The sequence below is a fragment of the Azospirillum sp. A26 genome (assembly GCF_042604635.1).
In the GTDB taxonomy this organism is placed as follows: domain Bacteria; phylum Pseudomonadota; class Alphaproteobacteria; order Azospirillales; family Azospirillaceae; genus Azospirillum; species Azospirillum palustre.
Genome location: NZ_CP170473.1, coordinates 1,593,004 through 1,608,689 on the forward strand (window position 1 = coordinate 1,593,004; position 15,686 = coordinate 1,608,689).

Annotated in this window: 11 protein-coding genes; 6 read left to right on the plus strand and 5 right to left on the minus strand. The window is 67.3% G+C overall.

Annotation, left to right across the window (positions count from 1 at the left end; genetic code table 11):
• Positions 1-60 precede the first annotated feature (60 nt).
• Positions 61-1,611, minus strand: coding sequence for a murein biosynthesis integral membrane protein MurJ (gene murJ / locus ABNQ39_RS21350; RefSeq protein WP_376960298.1), 1,551 nt, complete (start codon positions 1,609-1,611; stop codon positions 61-63).
• Positions 1,612-1,742: 131 nt separating this feature from the next.
• Here murJ and ABNQ39_RS21355 point away from each other — a divergent pair, with 131 nt between their 5' ends.
• Positions 1,743-2,525, plus strand: coding sequence for an alpha/beta fold hydrolase (locus ABNQ39_RS21355; protein ID WP_376960300.1), 783 nt, complete (start codon positions 1,743-1,745; stop codon positions 2,523-2,525).
• Between the two features lie 147 nt (positions 2,526-2,672).
• Entirely contained in the window at positions 2,673-3,950 is a 1,278-nt protein-coding gene (gene eno / locus ABNQ39_RS21360; protein WP_174470298.1) for a phosphopyruvate hydratase, read from the plus strand.
• 69 nt (positions 3,951-4,019) lie between these two features.
• On the opposite strand, the gene ABNQ39_RS21365 is transcribed toward eno, so the two are convergent.
• The 3 genes from ABNQ39_RS21365 to ABNQ39_RS21375 all read right to left on the minus strand — a co-directional run bounded on the left by ABNQ39_RS21365 (position 4,020) and on the right by ABNQ39_RS21375 (position 6,920).
• A complete protein-coding gene (locus ABNQ39_RS21365) occupies positions 4,020-5,096 on the minus strand; it encodes an extracellular catalytic domain type 2 short-chain-length polyhydroxyalkanoate depolymerase (RefSeq protein WP_376960302.1) in 1,077 nt (358 codons plus the stop codon).
• An 8-nt stretch (positions 5,097-5,104) separates the two neighbouring features.
• Positions 5,105-6,097, minus strand: a complete 993-nt coding sequence (locus tag ABNQ39_RS21370; RefSeq protein ID WP_376960304.1) for an extracellular catalytic domain type 2 short-chain-length polyhydroxyalkanoate depolymerase — start codon at positions 6,095-6,097, stop codon at positions 5,105-5,107.
• 295 nt (positions 6,098-6,392) lie between these two features.
• Complete coding sequence (locus tag ABNQ39_RS21375) at positions 6,393-6,920, minus strand: peroxiredoxin (protein ID WP_376960306.1); 528 nt, start codon at positions 6,918-6,920, stop codon at positions 6,393-6,395.
• Between the two features lie 451 nt (positions 6,921-7,371).
• Here ABNQ39_RS21375 and ABNQ39_RS21380 point away from each other — a divergent pair, with 451 nt between their 5' ends.
• Both ABNQ39_RS21380 and ABNQ39_RS21385 read left to right on the plus strand, forming a co-directional pair.
• A complete protein-coding gene (locus ABNQ39_RS21380) occupies positions 7,372-9,000 on the plus strand; it encodes a type I secretion system permease/ATPase (protein WP_376960308.1) in 1,629 nt (542 codons plus the stop codon).
• A 67-nt stretch (positions 9,001-9,067) separates the two neighbouring features.
• Entirely contained in the window at positions 9,068-10,483 is a 1,416-nt protein-coding gene (locus tag ABNQ39_RS21385; protein ID WP_376960310.1) for an HlyD family type I secretion periplasmic adaptor subunit, read from the plus strand.
• A 129-nt stretch (positions 10,484-10,612) separates the two neighbouring features.
• Here the strand turns inward: ABNQ39_RS21385 and ABNQ39_RS21390 are convergent, their stop codons facing one another.
• Positions 10,613-10,915 (minus strand): hypothetical protein, encoded by a 303-nt coding sequence (locus tag ABNQ39_RS21390; protein WP_376960312.1) that lies wholly within the window; start codon positions 10,913-10,915, stop codon positions 10,613-10,615.
• Between the two features lie 438 nt (positions 10,916-11,353).
• Between ABNQ39_RS21390 and ABNQ39_RS21395 the strand changes: the two genes are divergently transcribed.
• Both ABNQ39_RS21395 and ABNQ39_RS21400 read left to right on the plus strand, forming a co-directional pair.
• Entirely contained in the window at positions 11,354-13,189 is a 1,836-nt protein-coding gene (locus tag ABNQ39_RS21395) for a PHA/PHB synthase family protein (RefSeq protein ID WP_376960314.1), read from the plus strand.
• A gap of 419 nt (positions 13,190-13,608) precedes the next feature.
• On the plus strand, positions 13,609-15,654 hold the full coding sequence (locus ABNQ39_RS21400) for a protein kinase domain-containing protein (protein ID WP_376960316.1): 2,046 nt from the start codon (positions 13,609-13,611) through the stop codon (positions 15,652-15,654).
• The last annotated feature ends 32 nt before the right edge of the window (positions 15,655-15,686 follow it).

The following is a 15,686-nucleotide window of genomic DNA, read 5'->3' on the forward strand; positions in this document are numbered from 1 at the left end:
GACATCCGTGTAAATCTTGCCCGACAAAGCAACACGAGGACAAAGCTCCATCCCCCCAACTCACGCTTTCGCCCGGCGGCGGCGCAGACGGCCAAGGTCGCTGCGCCGCACCAGCCCCAGCAGCACCGCAGCCACGGCATAGACCGTCAGCCCGACCGTCGCCAGCACAACCAGGCCGCCCAGCCGCTCTACCATGCCGGCGGCACCCAGCCAGGGGGCGAGCCGCTCGGTCGCCAGCCACAGGGCGCCGGCCATGGCGACGGCGGCGATGGCCATGCGCGGCAGGTTGCGGGTCAGCCGCGCATCCGCCCGGAACAGGCCGCGGCGGTGCAGCAGCAGCGCCAGCAGCCCGGCATTGACCCAGGCACCGACAGAGGTGGCGACCGCCAGCCCGACCTGGGCCAGCGGCCCCATCAGCGCCAGTTTCAGCGCCACATTGATGCCGACCGCCGCCAGCGCCACCCGAACCGGCGTCGCCGTGTCGTGGCGGGCATAGAAGCCGTTGACGAGGCTGCGGATCACCACGAAGGCCGGCAGGCCCAGCGCATAGGCTTGCAGGGTAAGGGCGGAGGCCGCGGCGTCCGACGGGCCGAAGGCGCCGCGCTGGAACAGCACCGACAGGATCGGCGTGCCGGCCACCAGGAAGGCGATGGCGGCCGGCAGGGTCAGCACCAGCGACAGCTCGATGGCGCGGTTCTGGCTGTCGACCGCGCCGGCCTCGTCGCCGCTCTTGATCCGCTTGGACATTTCCGGAAGCAGAACGGTCCCGACGGCAATGCCGATCACCCCCAGCGGCAGCTGGTTCAACCGGTCGGCGTAATAGAGGTAGGACACCGCCCCGGTCGGCAGGGCCGAGGCGATCAGCGTGTCGGCGAACAGACTGATCTGCGTCAGGCCGGACCCCAGAGCCGCCGGCCCCAGAACCGCCAGGAAGCGCTTCACGTTGGGCGACAGGCGCGGCATCACCGGCCGCAGGGCCATGTCGGCCCGCCTTGCGTCCCAGGCCAGATAGAGAAACTGCGCGACCCCCGACGCCAGCACGCCCCAGGACAGCGCATGCCCGGCCGTCGGCATCAGCGGCGTGCCGATCACCAGCGCTGCGATCAGGCACAGATTCATCAGGATCGGTGCGGCGGCGGCCGAGCCGAAACGGCTCATGCTGTTCAGCACGCCGCCATAAAGCGACACCAGCGAGATCAGCAGCAGATAAGGGAAGGTGATGCTGGTGAACAGAACGGCCAGCCGGAACTTCTCCGGTTCGTCGGCGAAGCCGGGGGCGAAGACCGTCATGAATTGCGGCATGAAGGCCAGCACCGCCAGCAGCAGCACCAACTGCACGATGACCAGCAGGGTCATCACCTCGTCGGCGAAGCGGCGGGCGGATGCTGCCCCGTCCTGCACCAGCTTGCCCGAGAACAGCGGCACGAAAGCGGAGTTGAAGGCACCCTCGGCGAACAGGGCGCGGAAATGGTTCGGCAGGCGGAAGGCGACGAAGAAGGCGTCGGCGACCGGCCCGGCGCCGAGCAGCGCCGCGGTCAGCACGTCGCGCAGGAAACCGAGCACCCGGCTGGCCAGGGTCAGGCCGCCGACGGACAGGATATGACGGAACACGATGGCAGGGTCGCTTCTGTGATGCGGATGATGCCCGGCGGCATCCTAGCGATGCGGCCGCGTTCGTCATAGGATCGCGGCCCGCATTCGTCCAGAACGCATCTCATTCCTCCACGGTCGAAGGCCCCGACATGCCGCAGCAAGCCCTCCCTCTGACCTATCTGGAAGCCGGCGAAGCCAACGGCGGAACGCCGATGCTGGTCCTGCACGGCCTGTTCGGCTCGGCCCGCAACTGGCAGACCCTGGCCCGCCGCTTCGGCGAATCGCGGCGGGTCTATGCGCTGGACCTGCGCAACCATGGCGGTGCGCCCTGGGCCGAGGGCATGAGCTATCCGGAGATGGCGGCCGACGTGCTGCGCTTCCTCGACGACCGCGGCTTCGCCCGCGCCACAATCGTCGGCCATTCGATGGGCGGCAAGACCGCCATGGCGCTGGCGCTGGCCCATCCCGACCGGGTGGAGCGGCTGGTGGTCGCCGACATCGCCCCGGTCGCCTACACCCACACCCACGCCCCCTTCGTCGCCGCGATGAAGGCCGCGAAGCTGGAGGGGGCCACGCGCCGGCCGGAGGTGGAGGCGCAACTGGCCGATGCCGTGCCGGAAGCGCCGCTGCGCTCCTTTCTGATGCAGAATCTGGTGCTGGAGAACGGCGTCTTCTCCTGGCGGATCAACCTCGACTCCATCGGCGCGAACATGGACAAGCTGATCGGCTTCCCCGATTTCGGCGGCGCCCGCTATGACGGGCCGGCGCTGTTTATCGGCGGCGGCGCGTCGGACTACATCCGGCCGGAGCATCACGACGCCATCCGCCGCCACTTCCCCAAGGCGGACATCCGCATGATCGAGGGGGTCGGGCATTGGCTGCATGCCGAGCGCCCGGCCGAATTCGCCGCGATGGTGGAGGGATTTCTCTGATTTCCGGCTTGAATCCGCGCATCCGTGCGGGGTTGTAAGCCGAAGCAGATATTGCATCGCCCGGACGTCGGGGCTATCAAGCCTGCGCGCCTTAAAACGCGGCCTGCGAGACAACGCGGCTGCCATTCCTCGAAGGATCGACCGATCATGAGCGTCATCACCGAGATTCACGCCCGCGAAATCCTGGACAGCCGCGGCAACCCGACCGTGGAAGTCGACGTTGCGCTGGACAGCGGCGCCTTCGGCCGCGCCGCGGTACCGTCGGGCGCCTCCACCGGCGCCCATGAGGCGGTCGAGCTGCGCGACGGCGACAAGTCCCGCTTCGGCGGCAAGGGCGTGCTGAAGGCGGTCGAATCCGTCAACGGTGAGATCTATGACGCGCTCGCCGGTCTGGACGCCGACGACCAGCGCGGCATCGACCTCGCGATGATCGACCTGGACGGCACCGAGAACAAGAGCCGTCTGGGCGCCAACGCCATCCTGGGCGTGTCGCTGGCGGTCGCCCGCGCCGCCGCCGAGGATGCCGGCCTGCCGCTCTACCGCTATGTCGGCGGCGCCTTCGCCTCGCTGCTGCCGGTGCCGATGATGAACATCATCAACGGCGGCGCCCACGCCGACAACCCCATCGACATCCAGGAATTCATGATCATGCCGGTGGGTGCCGAGACCGGCGCCGACGCCATCCGCATGGGTTCCGAGATCTTCCAGTCGCTGAAGAAGAAGCTGAAGGACGCCGGCCACAACACCAATGTCGGCGACGAGGGCGGCTTCGCCCCCAACATCGGCTCGACCGACGAGGCGCTCGGCTTCGTCATGAAGGCCATCGAGGCCGCCGGCTACAAGCCGGGCGACGACGTCATGCTGGCGCTCGACGCCGCCTCGACCGAGTTCTTCAAGAACGGCAAGTATGAGCTGGCCGGCGAAGGCAAGTCGCTGTCGCCCGAGCAGATGGTCGCCTACTGGGCCGATCTGGCCGGCCGCTACCCGATCATCTCGATCGAGGACGGCATGGCGGAAGACGACTGGGAAGGCTGGAAGGCGCTGACCGACGCCATCGGCAGCAAGGTGCAGCTGGTCGGCGACGACCTGTTCGTCACCAACCCCAAGCGTCTGGCCCAGGGCATCCGCCAAGGTGTCGCCAACTCGATCCTGGTGAAGGTCAACCAGATCGGCACGCTGTCGGAGACGCTGGAAGCGGTCGACATGGCGCACAAGGCCGGCTACACCGCCGTCCTGTCGCACCGCTCGGGCGAGACCGAGGACAGCACCATCGCCGATCTGGCGGTCGCCACCAACTGCGGCCAGATCAAGACCGGCTCTCTCAGCCGTTCGGATCGCCTCGCCAAGTACAACCAGCTGATCCGCATCGAGGAGCAGCTCGGCGTCGCAGCCCGCTTCGCCGGCCGCGGCATCCTCAAGGCCTGATCGCCCCAAGGTCAGGAAAAGCCCCTCTCCGGTCCGCCGGAGAGGGGCTTTTTTATGGAAAGCGGACGCTCACTCCCCGGCGAGCGCGCCGATCATCTTACGCACCGCGGTCATCTGGAAGCCGCTCTTGCGGGCGAAATCATAGCCGGTGTAGCCGAACCAGTCCCAACAGGCCTTCGGGTTGGAGGTCGGCTTGGCAGCGCCGTCGATCTGCGGATACAGCACGACGATGTTGTTGACGTCGGCCCAGCGGTTGTAGCCGGCATTCACGGCGAAATGGTCGCCGATCAGGTTCGACGCCATCTGGCAGCCGTGGAAGGCGACATGGATGCGGCAGGTCTGCTGGCCGCCCTCGCAGGCTTCCGGAACATAGATGTAGCCGGTCTTGGCCATGCCGCTGCGGCTGGTGTCGCCGACGAAGGGTGCCTGGTTGAACAGCTGCGGCGGGCGGGCCGCGGCGGGGGCGTTCGGGGTCCTGGCATCGGCATAGAAGAAGCGGACGATGGCACCCGCCTGATCGTACTGGCAGTTGTTGATATACTCGCTCTTCTCACCCTCCTTCGGGATGAAGTCGCAGGCCGCACCATAGCCGTCGGTGATGTAGGCATGGGCCGCCTTCGGCAGCTTCACATAGGAGAGGTTGGCCTCCGCCACCCCCAGCGCCCGGTAGAAGCGGTCGGTGGCGTCGGCGACCGGCCGCTTCACCGTCACGTCGTTGTCGCCATTGAACAGGTAAATCTTCGACTGCGCCATGTTGGACAGCGGGTCGATCTCCTTCGCCTTTTCGCGCGCCTTGGCGTTGGCGACCAGGGCATCGACATCGGGCGCGCCCATCGCCACGTCCATGCAGCGCTTCAGCGCCACGATGGCCGTGGCGACGCCGCCCGTCGACACCTCGGCGCAGTCGTAAGGACCGCCGGCGACGAGCCCGGCCGCCTTGACCAGCCCCGAATAGGCGACCTGGAACTGCCCGGCCATATAGGCGCCCGACGAAATGCCCGACACCGTGGTCTGGGCCGGGTCGATCTTCAGCCTCAGGTCCGACAGCCTGATCTGGGCAGCGCTTTGCGCGGCCACGGGAAGCGGCGCCAGGACGAGGAGCGCCGCAAACGCGGTCTTGAGAATCGCTTTGTTCGAAATGGTCATGAAAAGGGTCACCTTTGCCCTGAAAGGGTTGTCAACATTGCGTGGACAGCGGCGATCTGCGCCCCGCCCTTGGTCGCGTATTCCGTCCCGGTCCTGCCGACCCAGTCCCAGCAGGCAATCGGATCCGCGGAATTGCGCGGCGACAGCTGCGGGTAGAGCACGATCAGATTGTTGTTGGCCGCCCAGCGGTTGAAGCCGGCGCCGGTGGTCACGGCATCGCCGACCTCGGCCGCGGACTGGCGGCATCCGTGAAAAACGATGTGCACGGCACAGGCCGCTCCGCGCCCGCAGGCGGGGGGCACATAGACATAGCCGGCAGAGGCCAGCCCCGTGCGGTCCGGATCGCCGAACGGCGTCTGGTCGAAGGGAGTGGCCGCCGGCATGTCGGGAGCCGGCGGGTTCAACCCGCCATAGATGTGCGACAGGATCCGGCCGGCCTGGTCATAGTCGCCGCAGGCATTGACATAAGGGCTGCGGTTGGCGTTGCAGTCGTTGGCCCCGCCCGGCGCAATGAAGCCGTTGCCGGCATCCAGCCCGGTTTCCATCCGCATCTGGTTCGCCGGCACATGGGCGGCACGATAGAAGGCCTCCGCCTCCTCCACCGCCTTGCGGTTCACCACCATGTCGGCGCGGCCGCTGAACAGGTAGACCTGTGCCTGCGCCAGCCGGTCGAGCGGGTCGATGGCCCCGGCCGCCGCCAGCGGCTGGGCCGCTTCGTACAGCGGCTGGCCGCGCGGCCAGAGCGGATTGCCCTGCATGCAGGCCGCCGCCAGAAGCGGATTCTCGGCTGCGCAGAGATAGGGACCGCCGGCCACCAGACCGACACCGGCCATCTCGCCCGAATGGGCGACGTGGAACTGGAGCGCCATGAAGGCGCCGGCCGCCAGCCCCGACACCGAACTCTTGGCGAGCACAACATTGTGGGGAGCGAGCGGCGGCGCGGTGGCATCGGCACTGGCCGGAGCGGCACCGAAGGACGACAGCAGCGCCAGCACCGCCACGAAACATGCAACCAGAAAACACAGGAGCGGCCGATTCTCTGCCACCTGCTGCACTCCATCCGCCGGAACCTCTGCGGAAGGTAGCAAGAGAATGGTGATTGTCTAACAAAAAGCCCTGATAAATTTCTGATACACGCACATGCACGACCATGCGCAACCCAACCCCGGCGACGGTCGCCGGCGGGGCTTCGGGCAGCCATGGAAAAGGCCGGCGGAGCCGCCGCTCCGCCGGCCTTGCGCCGTCAGTCCGAGATCATCCCGGCGGCCGGGCCGGCCGGGCGCCGAATCGGGCCGCTCAGCTCCGCAGGAAAGCGAGCACGTTCTCCGGCGAGGATTCGCCGTAGGGATCGCCGTTCTCGCCTTCGTCGTTGATGCCCGGCTCCTCGAACCACTTCTCGATGACGCCGTCCTTCACGACCATGGCATAGCGCCAGGAGCGGAAGCCGAAGCCCAGGCTGTCCTTGTCGATCAGCATGCCCATGCGACGGGTGAAATGGCCCGACCCGTCGGGGATCAGCTTCACCTTCTGCAGGTTCAAGCTCTTGCCCCACTGGTACATGACGAAGGCGTCGTTGACGCTGATGCAATAGACCTCGTCGATGCCCAGAGCCTTGAAGTCGTCATGGAGACGCTCGAAGGCCGGGCACTGCTCGTTGGAGCAGGTCGGCGTGAAGGCGCCGGGCAGCGAGAACACCACCACCCGCTTGCCCTTGAACAGCTCGTCGCTCCGCACGTCCTGCCAGCGGAACGGGTTGGGTCCGCCGACGCTCTCGTCGCGCACGCGGGTCTTGAACACCACCGAGGGGACCTTGCGCCCTTCCATCATCATCTCCGGCTGTGGTTGGGGTGGACCGGCAGAACCGCCGCAGGGAACCGCCAAAGCTGGCACGATAGCGGTAATGCCTGCCCCCTCCAACCGGCCATAGGTCATGCCCCCTCCGCCAGCACCGGCACCAAGTCACCTCCGAAGGAACAAACAATACCGAGGTAATTCTGCGCAAAAGTGGTGGCATCCGGTGGCAATCCTGTGACGTCCCCGAATGTTAAGGTCCCATTTACCAAGATCGCGTTCTCTGGTCTCGCCTGCATCCAGTGGGCACTGCGCCGACCGGTGACAATTGGAGGGCTGTTTTATGCCTGTTTCGACCAAGTCCAACTCTATTCGACAGCCCGGCAATGATAAGCCGGAAGCCTCATTCAATCGCGGTTATTTCACCAGGATACTTGTTAGTACATTTATCTTCAGCGCCACCATCAATGCGCTGATGCTTGCCATGCCGCTTTATTCGCTTCAGGTGTTCAGCCGCGCCATCCCGTCCGGCAATTACGATACCCTGGCCATGCTGACCGTCATCGTCGTGATGGCGCTGACGCTGAGCGGTCTTCTGGAGATGGTGCGCTCGCGCCTGCTGGCCCGTGCCGGCAACGCGCTGGAGGTGCGGTGGCGCCGCCGGTTGACCGCCGACGCGCTGGACGCCGCCGGCCGCGGCCGTCCGGACAACGGCCCGCTCGCCGACCTGATCGAGCTGAAGGGCGCCTTCTCGCGTCCGTCGCTGCCGGCGCTGATGGACCTGCCCTGGGCCCCGCTCTACGTCATCGGCATCTACGTCATCCACCCGATGCTGGCGCTGGTGCTGGTCGTGTCGATGCTGATCATGGCGGTGATGGGGTGGATCGGCTATGTGGCCGTCAAGGACATCAACGACGAGAGCAAGCTGCCGGCCGGCCGCGCCCAGAAGCTGTTCGAAGCGCTGGCGTCGCGCTCCGACACCGTGCGCGGCCTGCGCATGGGCAACGCCTCGCTGGACGCCGTCAACCGCGACTTCCTGACCGCCAGCGCCATGCAGGGTCAGGGTTATGAGCGCAGCGCCGCCATCGGCGCCGCCACCAAGTGGGTCCGCATGGTCCTGCAGATCGCCGTGACGGGCATCGGCGCCTGGCTGGTGATCGAGCAGCACCTGTCCTTCGGCGGCATGATCGCCACCTCGATGCTGGTCGGCCGCGGCCTCGCCCCGATCGAACAGACCGCCGGCGCCTGGGGCGGGCTGGTCCGCTCCGCCCAGGCCGTCCGCCGCCTGCTGCCGCTGCTGAAGCGCCTGTCGCGTGAGCCGGAGCGTCCCTCCGTGCCCGTCGAGAGCGAGCGCCTGACCGTCGAGAACCTGCTGTTCGTCTCCCCCCGCGACCAGAAGCCGATCCTGCGCAGCGTCACCCTGTCGGTCGAGCCGGGCGAGACCGTCTGCATCGCCGGCCCCAACCGGTCGGGCAAGTCGGTGCTGGCCCGCCTGCTGGCCGGTGTCGCCCTGCCGTCGGCCGGCACGGTGCGGCTGGGCGGCCTGTCCGTCGCCACCCTGACCCCCGACAGCCCCGACCAGGGCATCGGCTACCTGCCGCAGCAGGTCGATCTTCTGCCCGGCAGCATCGCCGACAACATCGCCCGCTTCACCACCGCCACCCGCGAACAGGTGGAAGAGGCTGCCAAGGCCGTCGGCATCCATGAGTGGGTCGAAAGCCTGCCCATGGGTTACGAGACCGAGGTCAACGACCCGCTGTCCCCGATCACCGGCGCCAGCGCCCGTCTGATCGGCCTTGCCCGCGCCGCCTTCGGCCAGCCGCCGCTGCTGGTGCTGGACGAGCCGACCGCCGGCCTGGACGAGCTGGGGATCAAGGCGGTCCGCGCCTTCGTCGCGGCCAGCAAGGAGCGCGGGGCGACCACCATTGTCATGACCCACGCCCCGATTTTCGTCGATATGTCCGACCACACCTATGTCCTGAAGAACGGCATGGCGATGGAGCTGCCGCGTCCGGAGCAGCAGCAGGCCCAGCCCGGCGCCGTCAACCTCGCCCGTCTGCGCAATCTCGGCCCTCAGGGTCCGGCCGCCGCCACGGCAGGGGCCGCCGGCTGACCGCTGGCACCGCCCCCGAGACCGACCATCCGGCTGACGCCAGACCCGACAGAGCCAAGGAAGTCCCATGACCACGATGACCACGACCTTCCCCGCCCCGCTCTCCAGCGACAACGGCCCCGAGACCCCCGCCGGCAAGCCGTCGCGCAAGACGGCGACCATCACCTCGATCCATGCGCTGCGGGCGGCGATGCCGGAAACCAATGCCCGCGGCCTGCTGCTGGGCGGCTTCCTAGTCCTGGCGGTCGGCTTCGGCGGCATGGCCGGCTGGGCGGCGGTGGCCCCCCTGCACAGCGCGATCAGCGCCTCGGGTTCGCTGGCGCCGGAAACCGGCCGCAAGGTGGTGAAGAACACCGAGGGCGGCGTGATCAGCGCCATCATGGTCAATGAGGGCGACCGGGTCGAAGCCGGCCAGGTCCTGATGCGGCTGGACAGCACCGAGGCGCAGACCCGGCTCGAGATGCTGAACGCCGCCCTGTTCGACACGCTGGCCTCCGAAGCGCGCCTGTCGGCCGAGCTGTTCGAGAAGCCGGCCATCGAATGGCCCGACGCTCTCGCCGCCCGCCGCGCCAAGGAGCCGGCGGTCGAGAACGCCATGGCGAACCAGGAGAAGCTGTTCCAGGTCCGCCGCACCCAGCTCGACACCGAAGCCAAGCTGACCAAGGACCGCATCGCCACGCTGGGCGACGAGGTGCAGAGCCTGGAGAAGCAGCGCGCCTTCCTGGCCCGCGAGATCAAGCTGTCGGACGAGGACATCCAGATCACCCAGGGCCTGCTGGACCGCGGCAACTCCACCCGCACCAAGCTGGTGGCGGCGCAGAAGGAGAACGCGCAGCTCCACGCCCAGGACCATGAGTTGGAAGCCCGCATGTCGCAGTCGCGCCAGCAGGCCGTCGATGCCCAGGGCGATCTGGTCCGCCGCCGCAGCGACTTCCGCGAGAAGGTGCTGGTCGAGCTGGACAAGGCCCGCGGCGACGCCCAGAAGCTGGCCGAGCAGATCCGCGACGCAAAGAACCGCCTGGACAACCGCACCGTCAAGGCGCCGGACGCCGGCAACGTCGTGATGTACGGCCACCCGGCCGTCGGCGGCAGCATCACCGCCAACGAGCCGGTGCTGGATATCGTCCCCGACGACAAGGCCCTGCTGGCCGAGGTCCGCATCCAGCCGAAGGACATCAAGTCGATGGCCGTCGACCTGCCGGTGAAGGTGCAGCTGACCGCCTATGACAGCCGCGTCGTCGGCACCATCGACGGCACCGTGTCCTATGTGTCGGCCGACCGCCTGACCGACAACGCGACCCGCCAGGAATATTACCTGGCCCGCATCCGCCTGAAGGACGCCGACAGCCACGAGGTCCGTCACATGAAGATCAAGGCCGGCATGCCGGTGGAGGCCCGCATCGTGCTGTCCGCCCGCACCCCGCTGGACTACCTGATCCAGCCGCTGCGCCAGTCCTACGTGAAGGCGTTCATCCAGGAGTGACGAGCGGGCAGGAGTGACGAGCCGGGGGTGAGGCAGCCCCTCACCCCCGGCAGCCCGTATGCAGGAAAAAGCCCCCGACCGTCCGGCCGGGGGCTTTTCCTTGCCCGCAATCCTCAGCTCTTGCCGGCCTCAGCTCTTGCCGGGCCGCAGGTCCGGCTTCGGCGGAACCGCCATTGGGGTGGGCAGCGGCTCCGGCACCTGGATCGCCTCCGTCTGCTCGCGGGTGCGGCGGGATGCCGCGCGGTCCTCGGCCAGACGGTCCATCGCCTGCTGGCGCTGCGCCTCGGTGGTCAGGTCGGTCGGGCGCGGCGGGACGGTGCCCAGGTTGGGGTAGTCGCTCCGCTCCCCGCTCATGCTGCGGATGGGCGACGAATTGTCGCTGACCGGCGAAGCCTCGCCGGTGATGGCCCCCAGCGGGCCGGTGTCGAGCATGCGGTCGCTGCAGGCCGACAGCCCGAAAACCATTGGTATCGCTACGATTAGCAGGCTGAACGCCGGCCCGGCCGCCGCGATACCCCGACCGTTACCCTGACTGCCCGTCACCATCATCCTTCCCCGTGTCTGGCCGATACGCCACACTTGTGCGACGATCCTTGAAATGAAATGTTCACATCTGCGGTGTATGAGAGGTTTCGGATTTCTCCTGCACCGCACCATAAAGTCGGACCGCCGCACGCAACCCACAGCGACATGGTGCAAACCGCCTCCCGAAGACCGCTCCCGAAGACCATCGCCTGCAAGCCTGTATAGCCGTCCGTCCGCAAGGCCCAAAGCCCAATCTGGCGCAAGCCCGCTCCCGCGGACCCAAGGTGACACAGGCGACGTGACCGAGACGACGCGACACCCGCCCAAAGAAGAAGGACCGTGCTCATGGCCGAGACCAAGGCCCCCCCTCAGGCTTCCAACCCGGCTTCCCCCCAGGTGCCCGACGTCAAGCTGCCCGATCCGGTCGAAATGTCGCGGGCGATGACCCGCATCGCCGAGCAGAGCCAGCGGCTGGTCTCCGAGTTCCTCGCCCGTCAGGCCGCCGACGGCGCCGGCCCGAAGAGCCCGGATCCGATGGGCGTCGGCCATGCCTTCCTTGAGATGACCACCCGCATGATGGCCGACCCGGCCAAGCTGATGCAGGCGCAGATGTCGCTGTGGCAGGACTACCTGACCCTGTGGCAGCGCACGACCCAGCGCTTCTTCGGGCAGGAAACCCAGCCGGTCATCGCGCCCGCCAAGGACGACCGCCGCTTCAAGGACGCCGCCTGGGACGAGAACACGCTGTTCGACTTCATCAAGCAGTCCTACCTGCTGAGCGCCCGGTGGATGCAGTCGACCGTCAATCAGGTCGAGGGGCTGGACGACCACACCGCCAAGAAGGTCGATTTCTACACCCGCCAGTTCGTCGACGCGATGGCGCCCTCCAACTTCGTCATGACGAACCCGGAGGTGCTGCGCGCGACCATCGAGAGCGGCGGCGAGAATCTGGTCAAGGGCCTGGAGCATCTGCTGACGGATCTGGAGCGCGGCAAGGGCGAGCTGCGCATCTCGATGACCGACTACGACGCTTTCCAGTTGGGCAAGAACATCGCGGTTACGCCGGGCAAGGTCGTCTTCCAGACCAGCCTGATGCAGCTGATCCAGTACACCCCGACCACGCCGGACGTGAACAAGCGTCCGCTGATGATCGTGCCGCCCTGGATCAACAAGTTCTACATCCTCGACCTGCGCGAGAAGAACAGCTTCATCAAGTGGGCGGTCGACCAGGGCCACACCGTCTTCGTCCTGTCCTGGGTCAACCCGGACGAGACGCTGGCGGCCAAGGGCTTCGAAGACTACATGGTCGAAGGCCCGCTGGCGGCGCTGGACGCCATCGAGAAGGCGACCGGCGAGAAGGACGTCAACGCCATCGGCTATTGCCTGGGCGGCACGCTGCTGGCCTCCACGCTCGCCTACATGGCGGTCAAGAAGGACGACCGCATCAAGTCGGCGACCTTCTTCACCACGATGCTGGACTTCGCCGAGGCCGGCGAGCTGTCGATCTTCATCGACGAGGAACAGCTGACCTTCATCGAAGGGCAGATGGCCGAGCAGGGCTATCTCGACGGCGCCAAGATGGCGACCACCTTCAACATGCTGCGCGCCAACGACCTGATCTGGTCGTTCGTCGTCAACAACTACCTGCTGGGCAAGGACCCCTTCCCCTTCGACCTGCTGTACTGGAACAGCGACAGCACCCGCATGCCGGCGGCGATGCACAGCTTCTATCTGCGCAACATGTACCAGAAGAACATGCTGGCGCAGCCGGGGGCCGTGACGCTGAAGGGCGTTCCGGTCGACCTCGGCAAGGTCAAGGTGCCGGCGCTGTTCCTGTCGGCCCGCGAAGACCACATCGCGCCGTGGAAGAGCACCTACAGCGGTGCCCAGCTGTTCAGCGGCCCGGTCAAGTTCGTGCTGGGGGCGTCCGGCCACATCGCCGGCGTCGTCAACCCGCCGGCGGCCAACAAGTACTGCTACTGGACCAGCGACAAGCTGGCCAAGACCTCCGACGAGTGGCTGGAGAAGGCGACCCAGACCCCTGGCTCCTGGTGGCCGGAATGGAACAAGTGGGTCGGCCAGTACGCCAACGGCAAGGTTCCCGCCCGCCAGCCTGGCGACGGCGCCCTGCCCGCCCTGGAAGACGCGCCGGGGTCCTATGTCGCGGTCAAGAACGGGTAACCGGTTCGTCGCCGAGCCCCTTCTTCCCTGGTGGATGAGCAGTATTGTGGAAAGGGTCGCTGAAAGGCGGCCCTTTCTCTTTTGGATTGTCCGGCCGCGCTGGCATGATTTACACGGATGTCACGGATTTAGACACGGATTACACGGTTTTCTTGATCGCGGCGACGCTCCGGTTTTTCCCGAGAGCCACCGCTTCGTGACTCCACATCCGTGAAATCCGTGCTCCAATCCGTGAAATCCGTGTAAATCTTGCCAGCCGTCCCCGCCCCCCTCGCAAAGCTTCAGCGCCCATCCCGGCGGGGGTTTTCCTTTTCCGTCCAATCCGATAGTGTTACGCACGCGCACGTTAAGGGTTTGTTTGCCCATTTCACGCCACCTAAGGCCTGCGCACATTCGCACGCCCCGGGGATCCGCCGTTCATGCCATCCGACGCCCAGACAGGTATGATGGGAGCCGCCACGGCAGCGATGGCGAACGCCGAACCGGTCAAGCTCGCCGAGCGCTACGAGATCCAGCCGGGCGCGCCGATCCCGCTGCTGAACGCCGTCGGCGGCAATGCCTTCACCGCCAAGGCGCTGCGCGAAAAGCGGATCGAGCCCTTCGCCATCATCTGCCATGCGTCGGTGCTGCCGCGGATGGACATCTGCTCCACCGTCGGCAGCCTCGACAACGCCACCAACATGCGGCTGCTCGACTGGGGGCTGGTGGACTGGCCGCAGGACCGCGGGCGGCGCTTCTGTCTGGTGTTCGAACGGCCGGGCGGCAAGCGGCTGATGGGGTCGCTGACCGACACGCTGGATCCGATGCCGGAAGACCAGCTGACCAGGCAGATCGTCCACCCGCTGGTGTCGGCGCTGAAGGAGCTGTCGAGCCGCGGCGTCGTCCATGGCGCGATCCGCCCGACCAACCTGTTCTACCGCGATCTCGCGTCCGGCACGCTGATGCTGGGCGACTGCGTGTCGGCCCAGCCCGGCTACGGCCAGCCGGTGCTGCTGGAAACCATCGAGCGGGGCATGGCCAGCCCGGCCGGGCGCGGCACCGGCACCATGGCCGACGACCTCTATTCGCTGGGCGTCACCCTGCTGATCCTGGCGCTCGGCCGCAACCCGCTGGCCGGGCTGGACGACGAGGCGGTGCTGCAGGCGAAGATGGAGCGCGGGTCCTACCCGGCGCTGGTCCAGCAGCAACGGCTGCCGCTGGCGATCAACGAGGTGGTGCGCGGCCTGCTGGTCGACGATCCCAAGCAGCGCTGGACCCTGAACGACCTCGATCTGTGGGTGGCCGGCCGCCGGCTCAGCCCGAAGCAGCCGCAGATTTCCCGCCGCGCCGCCCGTCCGCTGGAATTCCAGGGGTCGGAATACTGGCATTGCCGCACGCTGGCCCGCGCCTTCGCCCGCCATGCCCCCGCCGCCGCCTCCGTCATCGAAAGCGGCGAACTGGACAAGTGGCTGCGCCGGTCGATGGGCGACGATGTGCGGGCGGAAGCGGTGGGCCATGCTATCCAGACCGCCTCAAGCGGCAAGGGCGGCACCCAGGGCGACCGGTTGGTGGCCCGCGTCTGCATCGCGCTCGACCCCACCGCCCCCATCCGCTACCGCGGCCGGGCGATGATGCCGGACGGCATCGCCACCATGCTGGCCGACGCCTTCCTGCGCGGCGAATCCCCCCAGGCGGTGGCCGAGGTGATCGCCAACCAGCTGCCGATGTTCTGGGTCAACGTCCAATCCGACTTCAAGCCGGAATTCGTGCCGCTGGTCCAGAGTTTCGACCAGCTGCGCGGCTTCCTCGACCGCTCCAGCCACGGGCTGGGGGTGGAACGCATGCTGTACGAGATGAACCCGACCATGCCCTGCATGAGCGGGTTGGTGGTCAAGCAGTTGCCGACCTCGCCGGCCGAACTGCTCAGGGCGCTCGACTGGATCGCCGCCGGGGGCGAGCGGCACAAGGATCCCATCGACCGGCATATCGCCGCCTTCCTCGGCGCCCGTCACAAGCGCGGGGACGAGCTGCTGTTCACCCAGCTCGGCAGCGGCGTGGAGCCGATGCGGCGCATCATCGCCATGCTGACCATCCTGTCGGACATCCAGGCCCGCACCGGCGTCGATGGGCTGACCCATCTGGCCAGCTGGGTGGTGGCGATGCTCGACCCCGCCTTCCGCCGCTTCCACAACCGGCCGCAGCAGCAGGAGGTGCGCAAGATGGCGGACGCCGCCGCGCACAACGGCCGGCTGACCGAACTGCTGAAGGTGGTCGACGATCCCGACGCGCTGCGCCGCGACCGGCTGGAATTCGAAGCGGCGCAGATCGCCTACCGCGAGGCCGACGCCGAGATGGACAAGATCCGCCACACCATTGCCGACCGCAACTCCATCATCGAGACGTCGGGCCGGCAGGTCGCCGCCATCGTGTCCAGCCTGCTGTCGACCGTGCTGGTCGCCGGCATCATCCTGTTCTTCGCCTTCTGACCGGATCTCATAAAATCTGAATCGACGGGGGG